Annotated in this window: 10 protein-coding genes and 1 pseudogene; all 11 read left to right on the top strand. The window is 61.7% G+C overall.

All coding sequences use genetic code 11. The features are described 5' to 3' along the window. Nucleotides 1–235 precede the first annotated feature (235 nt). The 11 genes and pseudogenes from IPK70_05210 (at nt 236) to IPK70_05260 (ending at nt 11,973) form a co-directional block, all read left to right on the top strand. Nucleotides 236–1,449 (top strand): annotated as a pseudogene (locus tag IPK70_05210) (HD domain-containing protein). A 275-nt stretch (nt 1,450–1,724) separates the two neighbouring features. Then, on the top strand, nt 1,725–3,719 hold the full coding sequence (locus tag IPK70_05215) for a hypothetical protein (GenBank protein ID MBK8226555.1): 1,995 nt from the start codon (nt 1,725–1,727) through the stop codon (nt 3,717–3,719). Between the two features lie 71 nt (nt 3,720–3,790). Beyond that, on the top strand, nt 3,791–3,940 hold the full coding sequence (locus IPK70_05220; protein MBK8226556.1) for a hypothetical protein: 150 nt from the start codon (nt 3,791–3,793) through the stop codon (nt 3,938–3,940). A gap of 9 nt (nt 3,941–3,949) precedes the next feature. Beyond that, a complete protein-coding gene (locus tag IPK70_05225) occupies nt 3,950–4,726 on the top strand; it encodes an SDR family oxidoreductase (protein MBK8226557.1) in 777 nt (258 codons plus the stop codon). A 29-nt stretch (nt 4,727–4,755) separates the two neighbouring features. Next, nucleotides 4,756–5,121, top strand: coding sequence for a hypothetical protein (locus tag IPK70_05230; GenBank protein MBK8226558.1), 366 nt, complete (start codon nt 4,756–4,758; stop codon nt 5,119–5,121). Between the two features lie 2 nt (nt 5,122–5,123). Then, nucleotides 5,124–5,681, top strand: a complete 558-nt coding sequence (locus IPK70_05235; GenBank protein MBK8226559.1) for a DUF2911 domain-containing protein — start codon at nt 5,124–5,126, stop codon at nt 5,679–5,681. Nucleotides 5,682–5,684: 3 nt separating this feature from the next. Continuing rightward, a complete protein-coding gene (lpxD, locus tag IPK70_05240; protein ID MBK8226560.1) occupies nt 5,685–6,734 on the top strand; it encodes a UDP-3-O-(3-hydroxymyristoyl)glucosamine N-acyltransferase in 1,050 nt (349 codons plus the stop codon). Between the two features lie 33 nt (nt 6,735–6,767). Further along, nucleotides 6,768–6,998: a hypothetical protein gene (locus IPK70_05245; protein MBK8226561.1), complete on the top strand. Its 231-nt coding sequence runs from the start codon at nt 6,768–6,770 to the stop codon at nt 6,996–6,998. Nucleotides 6,999–7,013: 15 nt separating this feature from the next. Next, entirely contained in the window at nt 7,014–9,878 is a 2,865-nt protein-coding gene (locus IPK70_05250; protein MBK8226562.1) for a hypothetical protein, read from the top strand. Between the two features lie 6 nt (nt 9,879–9,884). Further along, nucleotides 9,885–11,171 (top strand): glycosyltransferase, encoded by a 1,287-nt coding sequence (locus IPK70_05255; protein ID MBK8226563.1) that lies wholly within the window; start codon nt 9,885–9,887, stop codon nt 11,169–11,171. 34 nt (nt 11,172–11,205) lie between these two features. Further along, on the top strand, nt 11,206–11,973 hold the full coding sequence (locus tag IPK70_05260) for a class I SAM-dependent methyltransferase (GenBank protein MBK8226564.1): 768 nt from the start codon (nt 11,206–11,208) through the stop codon (nt 11,971–11,973). Nucleotides 11,974–11,989 lie beyond the last annotated feature (16 nt).

Below are 11,989 nucleotides of genomic sequence, written 5' to 3' on the forward strand. Positions count from 1 at the left end.
CAACGGCCGATGCGCTCGGATGTTGCCCTGTACTTTCGGGGCGTGAAGGTAGTCCTTGATCATACCGCAGAATGATGGCCGCAGAGGCGCAGAGCCGCAGAGAAACGACCTCCATGCACATCCCTGCATGGCGCGAAACAACCTCAGTACCCTTTAGTTATCCGGCAGAGCAACTCATGACAGCCGATCAGGATCTGCTATGCCTCTGCGCCTGTGCGCCTCTGCGGCCCATTTCATGAAGATCCTCAACGACCCCATCTACGGCTTCATCACCGTGCCCAACGCGCAGGTGCTGGCGCTGATCGACCATCCATGGTTCCAGCGCTTGCGCTACATCAAGCAATTGGGGCTGGGCCACCTGGTCTATCCTGGCGCGCTGCACACGCGCTTCCACCATGCGTTGGGCGCCATGCACCTGATGGGCGAAGCGACGCCACGCTCCGCGGGAAAGGTCATGCGATCACCGACGACGAAGCGCAAGGCGCCGCCATCGCCATCCTCTTGCACGATGTCGGCCACGGTCCTTTCAGCCACGCGCTGGAGCACAGCCTGGTGGAGGGCATCGGCCACGAGGATGTGAGCGCGCTGGTGATGGACGCGCTCAACGCGGAGTTGAAGGGCGCGCTGGATCTGGGCATCCGCATCTTCCGCGACGAATACCCGAAGCGTTTCCTGCACCAGCTCGTCAGCAGCCAGCTCGATGTGGACCGCATCGACTACCTGAACCGCGACAGCTTCTACACCGGCGTGAGCGAAGGCGTGATCGGCGGAGAGCGCATCATCAAGATGCTTCAGGTGGTGGATGACCGGCTGGTGGTGGAGGAGAAGGCCATCTACAGCATCGAGAAATTCCTTGTGGCGCGTCGCCTGATGTATTGGCAGGTGTACCTGCACAAGGCCGTGGTGGCCTGCGAGATGATGCTGGTGGAGACGCTGCGACGCGCCAAGCAGCTCGCCACGGGCGGCATTGCCGTGTTCGCATCACCAGCGCTCATGCGTTTCCTCATTGCTGATCATGATCGCGCATCGTTCCAGGATCCTGCGGTGCTGGCTGATTTCCTGAAGCTCGACGACCACGATGTGATGGGCGCCGTGAAGGTGTGGTGCGATCACCCGGACACCGTGCTGGCGCGCCTGGCCACCGACCTGGTGCAACGCCATAACCTGCACATCCGCTTGCAGGACGATTCTTGGGACACCGACCGAATCGCCGCGCTGAAACGCCGCGTAGCCGACCACCTGAAGATTGAACTTGCAGACGCCGACCGCTTCGTGATCACCGGCAGCATCGTGAACAACGCCTACGACCCGACGAACGACCGCATCGAGCTCCGTTACAAGGACGGCACCCTGCGCGACATTGCTGAGGCGAGCGACAACCTGGGGATCGCCGCGCTGAGCAAGCCCGTGGAGAAGTGGTATTTGGCGTGGCCGAGGTGGGTGCAATGAGCGCAGTGCATCACTAGCGTCTGTTCCGCCCGGGTTAAGGTCGGCATCCGGCTACTGGAGCAGTCCTTATTGACGGAACAAGGTGCCTTCATCGGCTTGATTACATTCGCCACAAGGCAAGGCTGCCTTTGCGAAGGACAACTTTTTCTCTGTGGCCCGCAGCTAAAAGCCAATGCCTCAGATCAAGCAGCCTCTTGAAGATGAATAGAAACTTGGACCGGAGACCCTTAGTTCATCAATTGCGCCTAGTGGGCGCTTTCGTATGCGCTAGCGTGATGCTCGAGGCTGATGGACAAAACCCGAATCTGAGCTACGCGTGGCCGCGCCCATCTGACAGATCCGATGCGAACGTTCCGCGTTCGCCAACAGGTGCGGTCATCCTGCGAAAGGACATCGTGATCGCCGAGCAGTGGATTGAGAAGGACCATCGTCAGTTTGGCGGTCCGAACAACTTCCGCCTCGCCGGGTTTGATTACGGGAACTACGTGAGCCAAGAGATCATCACGGAGCGGACGCTTTTTCATGAAGATCTGTCCGAAGGCGAACTCCCTCTTCCTTGGCAACAGTTTGCTGGTGGCGGCAAGGTCACGGTTTGCGATGCGCGCATCACCATGGAAGATGGTACGGTCATCGACCTCGATTCCGCGGCATTCGAATGGGAGACGAAGTACTTCACGCATTTGCGAAGCCAGTACGTCGCTGTCCATTACAAAGGACCTCGCATCCGCGCCGGAGATATCGTGGATGTAGCAATGGCCTTATCCATCGAAGGGCGTTTGACGATTGACCAATGGGATGTGCGGGAACAGCACCCGATTCGTGACCTGAACCTCTTCGTGACCAGCTTGGCGAAAAGGAAGAGGCCCATGAAGGTTATCACCTATGGTGGATTCAACCATCTCTCCACAGATACACTTGACGGTACCGTGTACCGGCATTGGAAAAAATCGGACATACCGGAGTTGGCCAAGAGCCCATTTGGCCAACGGCTGATCGATGCGCCCTGCTTCTCCACGCGTGTGTTCGAGCATGATCATCCCGATTATCTCGCCTCCTGGTTCAGGTATCGATACCCCTATTTCCAGTATTCCCCAGCACGCAATTGGCAGGCGTTCGCTAATCATGTTGAACGACGTCGCAGAGTGGTCAAGGGAACTGCCCCGCTCGTTGCCGACATCATGGGCTTCCTCAAGGACAGCATTGCTGTTGTGCCGGAAACCGAGCTGCCGCCCGGAACATCCGTAGGAGTCCACTTTCACAATCGGGTCATGAGCAACGAGCAGATTGTCGTGCTGTACCGGCAGCTCTTTAACATCCTTGATGTCCCCTTGTACGCGTGCTTCACACGCGATCGCTATTCCGGCATGTTCAGCGATACCCTGTACGCCGAAGATGTGGACGCCATACTCCTTGCGTTCAAAGCTGAGGACGAGCGCTGGCATTACGTCATGCCTAATTCCTCGAAGGCTGCGTATCTATTGGATGAGGTCCCTTATTGGCTCGCTGGCCAACCGGCTTTTCTTGTGAGGATCAGCGAGACTGAACGAAAGGATGGCGCGCCGGAAAGGACCGTGCTGCCGATACGCCGGCACAGAGACAACCTCCAGACCGAGCATGTGCTGGTTGAATTCAGCGATGATTTGCGCACGGTTCAGGTAACCGGTCGCGGAACCTTGAGCGGTATGGCGCGCATGAGTATGAATGCGACATGGCTGAACTGGATGCCCAGGCCCGATCTGATTGCCCCGCATTCGAAGTGGAATCCACTTGCATTCGATAGCACCGCTATCTGGCCTAGCACCAAGCAGGTTTACCGATTCGGCCGAGCCCTTCCCGCAAGCAACATGGTTGCGGTTGGCGCTGACGGTATCACTACCATCGACCTGATTGATATGTTGTACCGCGAGGGATTCGGCCGCGATCCGCGAAAAGGGCATCCGCTCGCACTGCTCCCTTATCCGTTCACGCAACGGCAGGACATCATGTTGTCATTCCCCTTCGATGTCGAACTGGTGCCCGGAGCGGAGTGCTCCGTCTCAAATACAATCGGTCAAGTCGCTGCAACGATTACGCAAATAGGTCCTCGCATGATTCATTGGCACTTGGACCTGGTTATTGCGAACACGCATCTGGATGTATCGCTCTATAAAATGTATGAAGCACTACTTGAAGCGCTAGGTGAAGGCAAATGCACTAGAATTGCCTTGAAAAGAGCAGGCGGCGTATCAGGTTCTCACGACCCGCGAAACCAGGATTCTCCATCACGCTGAGCACACCGGTGGAAAAGTGGTACCTGTCGTGGCCGAGGTGGGTGGCACCCATTGAAAAGCACTGATGGCCGATGCTCATCCTGTTCCTCTTTGGCTTCATTGTCTTCGCACTCGCCGGTGCGCTGCAGGTCTACGCCGTGTGGAAACGCCGTCGGCAGCAGCGGGAGGAGATTGAACGCGCGATGAGGGCAGAGTTTCCGGACGAGCAGATGAAGAAGTAGGTTCGCCCAATGTCCATGACCATCCTCATCACCGGCGCCACCGCCGGCTTCGGCGAAGCCACGGCGCGTCGTTTCGCGAACGAAGGCTGGCGCGTGATCATCACCGGCCGCCGCAAGGAGCGCCTCGAAGCCTTACGCAAGGAGCTCGAAGGCTTGCACGGAACCATCGAAGGCCCGCCGATCATCCATCCCCTGCATTTCGATGTGCGCGACAACGCCGCAGTTGAGGCCGCGATCGCTTCATTGCCGGAGGAGTGGAAGTCCATCGATGTGCTCGTGAACAACGCGGGCCTTGCCGCAGGCTTCGATCCCATTTATGAAGGCAGCCTCGACGATTGGAACCGCATGCTCGACACCAACGTGAAGGGCCTGCTGCACGTGAGCCGGGCGGTGATCCCCGGCATGGTGGCGCGCGGAAAGGGCCACATCATCAACATCGGCAGCGTGGCCGGCAAGGAGGTGTATCCCAAAGGAAACGTGTACTGCGCCAGCAAGCACGCGGTGGATGCGCTCACCAAGGGCATGCGGCAGGACCTGCTCCCGCACGGCATCCGCGTCACGCAGATCGCTCCAGGGCTGGCCGAGACCGAGTTCAGCCAAGTGCGCTTCCACGGCGATGAGCGGAAGGCGACGCAGGTGTACTTGGGCATGACCCCGCTCAACGGCGCCGACATCGCCGACTTGATCCACTTCGCCGCCACGCGCCCGCCGCATGTGTGCATCAACGACCTGGTGGTGATGCCCACGGCGCAGGCCGCGAGCACGCTGGTGCATCGCAGGGGCTGAGCTACTTTCACCGCCCCATTCCACATTCCATGGACAACGGCAACTGGGCCAAGACCCTGCTCTTCGCGCTCATCGGCTTCGGCCTCGGGTGGGCCATCTGCTGCCTCACCTGCGGGCGCTGCGGGGGTGGCGATTGCCGTGGCGGGAGCTTCAGCCAGGAACAGAGCTGCCGTGCCGGGGCGAGCCAAGGGGGGCACGGCGGCACCTGTTGCAGCAGCAAGGGCAACGGCAGTGAGCGCGTAGAAGTGATCGTGGCCGACCTGGAGAAGGGCGGCTTCCAGGGCGATACCACCATCGCCATCGAGGATGGAACGGTTCACATCATGCGCTCGGTCGACAGCGCCACCGTGCGCGTGGAAGTGAGCAAGGAGGAAACGAACGAACACGCGCATTGACCATGTCCAAGACCCTGAAGCGGATCCTGATCGCGATCATCGTGGTCGGCGGCTTGCTGTACGTCGGCTTCATGCTCATGAAGCGCGACACCAAGAAGCACAGCCCTGAGGCCACCTATTCGTACTTCAGCGGTGAGCAGGAGCTCATCAAGGTGACCTACTGCCGGCCGTATAAGAAGGATCGCGAGATCTTCGGCGGACTTGTGCCCTACGGCAAGGTGTGGCGCACCGGCGCCAACGAGGCCACCACCATCGAATTGGCGGCTGACCTGGTGATCGGCGGCAAGCCCGTGAAGAAGGGCATGTACACGCTGTGGACCTTGCCCGGTGAGACGGTCTGGGAAGTCTACTTCAACAGCAAGATGTACCCATGGGGCGTTGACTTCGATGGCAATGCGCAGCGCGACCCGGCCTTCGATGCGGTGATGATCACCGCGCCTGTTGAGCAATTGCCGGAAGTCGCCGAGCAGTTCACGATCCATGGGCCGGAGGATGGCACCGCCCTCTGGCTCGATTGGGACCGCACGCGCGTGACCCTCACGCTGGGCACGAACCAGTAGGCCATGCAGTTCACCGCTGAGCAGATCGCGGAGCTCCTCGAAGGAGTCGTTGACGGAGATCCGCAAGTGCTCGTGAACGACCTGGCGAAGATCGAGGAGGCGCGCGGCGGCACGCTCACCTTCCTATCGAACCCGAAGTACACCGAGTACATCTACGGCACCAAGGCCACCATCGCCATCGTGGCGAAGGACTTCGCGCCGGCGCGCGCCCTGCCGAAGACGCTCACGCTGATCCGGGTGACCGATCCGCGCATGGCCTTCACGCAGCTGCTCGAGCGCAACTACCAATTGCAGTACGAGAAGAAGGGCATCGAGCAGCCCAGCTTCGTGAGCCCCAAGGCCAGGCTCGGCAAGAACGTGTACATCGGCGCCTTCAGCTACGTGGGCGACCACGTGGAGCTGGGCGATGGCGTGAAGGTCTTCCCCAATTGCTTCATCGGCGATGGCACCCGCATCAGCGATGGCGCACGGATCCACGCCGGCGTGAAGGTGTACCACCAGACGGTGATCGGCGCGCGCTGCGTGATCCACAGCGGCGCGGTGATCGGGTCCGATGGCTTCGGCTTCGTGCCCGATGCCCAAGGCGTGTATGAGAAGATGCCGCAGGTGGGCAACGTGGTGCTCGAGGACGATGTGGAAGTGGGCGCCAACACCACCATCGACCGCGCCACCATCGGCAGCACCGTGATCCGGCAGGGCACCAAGCTCGACAACCTGATCCAGGTGGGCCACAATGCTGAGATCGGCCGTCACAATGTGATCGTGGCGCAGACCGGCATCGCGGGCAGCAGCGTTGTCGGGGATCACAACCAGATCGGCGGGCAGGTAGGCATCGCGGGCCATCTCACCATCGGCGACCGGGTGCGCATCGCCGCGCAGAGCGGCATCGGTTCGGACATCGCGGATGGCAGGACCGTGCAAGGTTCGCCGGCCTTCGACAAGGGCCCGTACGACCGCAGCTATGTGGTGTTCCGCAAGCTGCCCGAGCTTCTCAAGCGCATCGATCGGCTGGAGAAGGAATTGGCGGAGCTGCGCGCGCGGAAGGGCGCCTGATTGCTCGCATCCCGGCCCCTACTTTCGCCGACCATGATGGCCGAAGCCAGCTTCACGGGCACCGTCAAAGTGATCCTCATCCTGCTCGCGCTGTGGTGGGTGGTGCGCTTGATCGTCCGCGCGCGCGCTCCTCTGGATGCTGCCGGCCCAAGAAGCGCCAAGCGGCCGGTAGGTGATGTGCGCATCGAGGAAGTGCAGAAGAATGAGCGTGGCCGGACGCCGGGCGGCACCATCATAGACGCCGAATACGAAGAGATCAAGTAAGCAACAGGTCATCGCATGAAAGCTCTTTGGAAGAACCTGCTGCCTGTGCTGGCGGCGCTGGCCGTGTTCTACGCGCTCAGCATCATCTACTTCAGCCCGGCGCTGGAAGGCAAGCGCCTGGTTCAAAGCGACCTGAAGAACTGGCAGGGCATGGCCCAGGAGATCATGGAGCACCGTGAGGCCACGGATGAGGATCCCTTGTGGACCGGCAGCATGTTCAGCGGCATGCCCGCATACCAGATCACCGTGCTCTGGCCGCAGAATCTGCTGCGCTTCGCCGACGATGCCTTCCATGGCTTCCTGCCCAGGCCCATGAGCTTCCTGTTCCTCTACCTGCTGGGCATGTACATCCTGCTCCGATGCTTGCGCGTGGATCCATGGCTCAGCATCGTTGGTGCCGTGGCCTTCGGTTTCAGCTCCTACTTCTTCGCCATTCTCGAAGCCGGCCACAACAGCAAGGCGAACGCGATCGGCTATGCACCCATGGTGCTGGGCGCGCTGCACCTCCTGCTGCGCGGCAACAAGCTGCTCGGCGCTGCTCTGCTCGCGCTGTTCCTCGGCCTGGAGGTGATGATGAATCACGTGCAGGTGACCTATTACCTGGGCTTCGTGCTGGTGCTGTACGCAGCTGCCGAAGCGGTGCGCTCGATCCGTGAGAAGCAGCTCGGCGGCCTGGCCGCGCGCGGTGCTCTCGGTCTGGGTGCCGCTGCCCTCGCGCTGGCGTGCAACCTGGGCGTGCTGTGGACCACGGTTGAATACGGCGCGTTTTCCACGCGTGGCAAGAGCGAGCTCACCATGCAGGCCGATGGAAGCCCTGCTGCCAGCAACCGGACCAGCGGACTCGATCGTGATTACGTGACCGGCTGGAGCTACGGCAAGCAGGAGAGCTTCACCCTGCTGATCCCGAATGCGAAGGGTGGCGGATCAGCCTCCATGATCCAGAGCCAGGACGACTTCCGCAAGCTGCAACCGGCAGCATTCCGCAATGCCGTGATGAAGGAATACCAGGACGGCAGCTACCTCAATGCCTACTGGGGCGATCAGCCGGGAACCTCGGGGCCCGTGTACGTAGGCGCTGTGGCCATGCTGCTCCTGCTGCTCATGGCCGCCAGCCGAAGCGGGCGCGAGAGCTGGTGGATGCTCGCTGGCGCATTGCTCATGCTGCTGCTGATCGCGATCGACAACAATGCGGTTCGCGATGCCGCGACCGGCGCTGCCACGATCCTGGGAATTTCAGCCAGCATCGTCATGGGCGTGCTGGTGATCGCCTGGCTCGGCGTTGGTCTCTGGGCCATGCGTGATACGCTCGTGTACGCGCTCTTCGCCATGCTGGTGCTCACCCTCATGCTCAGCTGGGGCCGCAACCTGATGCCGCTCACCGACTTCTTCCTCGACCATGTCCCCGGCTACAGCAAGTTCCGCGCGGTCACCATCATCCTCGTGATCGTCGAGCTGGCGGTGCCCGTGCTCGGCATCCTCTGGCTCGACGGCATGCTGCGCGAAGGCGCTTGGGACAAGCTGAAGGAGCGCCGCTTCCTGATCATCTCCGGCAGCCTCGCCGCGATCGTGCTCGTGATCGCGCTCGTCCCCAGCCTTTTCAATCTGATCAGCGATGCCGAACTTGAGAAGTTCAATGCCCGCATCGACGCCAGCCCTGCCGCCGAGGCCGAGGTGATGGCCCTGGTAGAGGGCCTCAAGGAGTTCAGGGCCTCCGTGCTCAGCGCCGACGCATGGCGCAGTTTCGGGTTCATCCTGGCTGGGGCCGTGGTGATCTGGATGCTGGGCAAGCGCAAGCTCTCTGCGGGAATCGGGATCGCCGTGCTGGGCGCCTTGATCATCGCGGATCAATGGACCATCGACAAGCGATACGTGAACAATGAGAAGGAGAAGGGGAAGTACGTGAGCTGGGAGGATGAGAAGGCCCATGCGGTCCCGCACAAGCCGAACGCAGCGGACATGGCCATCGTGCAGCAGGAATGGAACCCGAGAGCCGAGGAGCTGTTCAAGGCGGGCATGGACCGCTTGCGGGAATCGCGCAGCAACGCGCGCGGCAAGGACAAGATGATATCGAAGGAGGAGGAGCAGCTCCAGCGCTTCGCTGCACTGCGCCGCGCCACGGATCACCGCGTGCTCTGGATGGGCGATCCCTTCAACGATTCGCGCGTGAGCTACTTCCACAAGAGCATCGGCGGCTACCACGGCGCCAAGCTGAAGCGCTATCAGGAGCTGATCGAGTTCCATTTGCGCCCGGCCATCATGCGCGTTGGCGCGCAATTCGGCCCGGGCGCCACCATGGAGCGCCTCGATAGCGCGCTCGCGGATGAAGGCGTGCTCAACATGCTCAACGCGCGCCACCTCATCTACAGCAACGAGCGGCCGCCGCTGCTGAATACGAATGCCTTGGGCAGCGCCTGGTTCGTGGACGAGCTGCGCTGGGTGAAGAATGCCGATGAGGAGATCACCGCGCTGGGCACCATCGACCCTGCCCGCGTAGCGATCGCCGATGAGCGCTTCAAGCCCGAGCTGGGCGATGCGGCGATCAGCGCCGACCCCTCGGCCTCTGTCACGCTCGATGACTACGCCACCAACCAGCTCGGCTATACCGTGCGCTCCGGGAACGGCGGCCTCGTGGTGTTCAGCGCCATCTGGTACGGTCCCGATTGGCAGGCCTACATCGATGATCAACCCGTGCCGCATGGGCGCGTGGACTATGTGCTGCGCGCCATGCGCGTTCCGGCGGGCGAGCACAAGGTCACCTTCAAGGTGGAAGGCCGCACCGCTGGGAAAGCCAGGCCCGTGATGCTCGGTGCCTCCTTGCTGGTGCTTTTGCTGGCCTTGGGCACGCTGGCGCTTGAAGCGCGGAAGCTGATGAAGGCATAGCCCGCGATGAAACGCGTGCTCGTGATAACCTACTACTGGCCGCCCAACGGCGGGGTGGGAGGCCAGCGCTGGCTGAAGATGTGCAAGTACCTGCCGGAGCATGGCTGGCAGCCGGTGGTGTACACGCCCTCCAATCCCGAGATGGCCGCTGTGGATGAGGGTTTGCTCGGGGATGTCCCGTCGCAGCTGGAGGTGATCAAACGGCCCATCACGGAGCCCTTCAGCCTGTATAAGCGCTTCACGGGAAAGAAGAAGGATGAGCGAATCCAGACCGCCTTTTTGAAGGAGGAGGGAAGCAGCGCGCCGAACTGGAAAGAACGGCTCGCACTCTGGGTGCGCAGCAATGGCTTCGTGCCTGATGCGCGGGTTTGGTGGGTGAAGCCGTCCATCCGGTACTTGAAGGATTACCTGCGCGATCATCCGGTTGATGCCGTGGTGACCACCGGCCCGCCCCACAGCATGCACCTGATCGGCCTCGGGCTGAAGCGCGCGCTGGGCGTGAAGTGGATCGCTGATTTCCGCGACCCATGGACGGGCATCGACTATTACCAGCAGTTGAGCCTCACGCGCGTTGCTGATCGCCGCCATCGTCGCTTGGAGCGGGAAGTGCTCACGTGTGCGGATCAGGTTGTCACCGTGAGTTGGCGGTGGGCCAGGGATCTGGAGGAGCTCGGAGCGAAGGATGTCGCCGTGATCACCAACGGCTACGACCTCGCGGACCTGCCGGGCTCACCTGTCCCGGTTGACGAGGCGTACTCGCTCGTCCACTCCGGTTCCATGAGCCCTACCCGGGATCAGCCCGGCTTGTGGCGCTTGCTCGCGGGACTCTGCGCGCAGGACAAGGCATTCGCCGATCGATTCGTGCTCCGGTTCATCGGCCCTGTTGATGCGAGCGTGATCGCCAGCGTGCAGGCTGCAGGCCTCGGTGAGCATGTGGAGCGCATGGGGCGCATCCCGCGCGCGGAGGCGATGCGGGAGATCTCGCGCGCGCGCGTGCTCCTGCTGCCCATCAACACCACGGCCAACCAGCACGGCATACTGCCCACGAAGCTCTACGAGTACCTCAGCACCGGCAGGCCAATCCTCGCTGTGGGCCCTGAGGATGGCGACGTGGCTCGCGTGCTCGATGGCCGGCACCTCCTGATCCCTGTGAAACCGAGCGCTGAGGATGCCGCCCGTGCGCGCGCGCTCTTCGATGCTCAAGCCTTGGCGGCACCCGATGCACGCTACGCCCGGCGCACGCTGGCAGCCGATTTCGCCCGCTTGCTGTTTGAGCCGGTCCGGTCCAATTGAACAAGAAGTCACGATCACGAAGCATAAGGCACGCATGAACGACCTGGAGCGCTACTTCAATTCGAACAGCGGAAGGCTGATCCACAAATGGATGCACTTCTTCGAGGTGTACGACCGCCATTTCTCCCGTTACCGGGGCAAGGAGGTCGTGGTCCTCGAGATCGGCGTATTCCACGGCGGCAGCCTTCAGATGTGGAAGCAGTACTTCGGGCCAGGTGCGGTGATCCATGGGGTGGACATCAATCCGCGATGCAAGGAGCTGGAAGAGGAACAGGTCACCATCCATATCGGCTCGCAATCCGATCCGGCATTCCTGCAGCGCTTGAAGGCCGAGCTGCCGCCCATTGACATCCTGATCGACGACGGCGGCCACACCATGCGCCAGCAGAACATCACCTTCGACGAGCTTTTCGATGCCGTGAAGCCAGGGGGCGTCTACCTGTGCGAGGACCTGCACACGTCGTATTGGCTGCAGTACGAAGGAGGGCACCGGCGACCGGGCACTTTCATTGAGCGATGCAAAGGACTGATAGACCAGCTGAATGCCTGGCACTCGGAGCAGCGCTCGTTGAAGGTCGATCGATTCACCCGAAGCGCGCGCTCCATGCACTTCTACGATAGCGTGGTGGTGATCGAGAAGGACATCGTGGATGCACCGGTGGTGCGGAAGACCGGGACGCCCAGCTTCCCGGATGATCCTCCGAAGCAGCGTGGCGCATGGGGCCGGTTCAAGCTGGCCGCCCTGCGGGCGGTGAACGCCGGATTGCGCTTCCTTCATCTGCCTGGCTTCCTCTGGCGGTGATGGCCGCGGGATCGGC

The organism is Flavobacteriales bacterium (assembly GCA_016712535.1).
Lineage (GTDB): Bacteria > Bacteroidota > Bacteroidia > Flavobacteriales_F > PHOS-HE28 > PHOS-HE28.

What these genes read in the sequence shown, in the direction of transcription:
- IPK70_05215 (MBK8226555.1), top strand. Translation starts at nt 1,725, where the DNA reads ATGCTCGAGGCTGATGGACAAAACCCGAATCTGAGCTACGCGTGGCCG.
- IPK70_05220 (MBK8226556.1), top strand. Translation starts at nt 3,791, where the DNA reads ATGCTCATCCTGTTCCTCTTTGGCTTCATTGTCTTCGCACTCGCCGGT.
- IPK70_05225 (MBK8226557.1), top strand. Translation starts at nt 3,950, where the DNA reads ATGTCCATGACCATCCTCATCACCGGCGCCACCGCCGGCTTCGGCGAA.
- IPK70_05230 (MBK8226558.1), top strand. Translation starts at nt 4,756, where the DNA reads ATGGACAACGGCAACTGGGCCAAGACCCTGCTCTTCGCGCTCATCGGC.
- IPK70_05235 (MBK8226559.1), top strand. Translation starts at nt 5,124, where the DNA reads ATGTCCAAGACCCTGAAGCGGATCCTGATCGCGATCATCGTGGTCGGC.
- lpxD (MBK8226560.1), top strand. Translation starts at nt 5,685, where the DNA reads ATGCAGTTCACCGCTGAGCAGATCGCGGAGCTCCTCGAAGGAGTCGTT.
- IPK70_05245 (MBK8226561.1), top strand. Translation starts at nt 6,768, where the DNA reads ATGATGGCCGAAGCCAGCTTCACGGGCACCGTCAAAGTGATCCTCATC.
- IPK70_05250 (MBK8226562.1), top strand. Translation starts at nt 7,014, where the DNA reads ATGAAAGCTCTTTGGAAGAACCTGCTGCCTGTGCTGGCGGCGCTGGCC.
- IPK70_05255 (MBK8226563.1), top strand. Translation starts at nt 9,885, where the DNA reads ATGAAACGCGTGCTCGTGATAACCTACTACTGGCCGCCCAACGGCGGG.
- IPK70_05260 (MBK8226564.1), top strand. Translation starts at nt 11,206, where the DNA reads ATGAACGACCTGGAGCGCTACTTCAATTCGAACAGCGGAAGGCTGATC.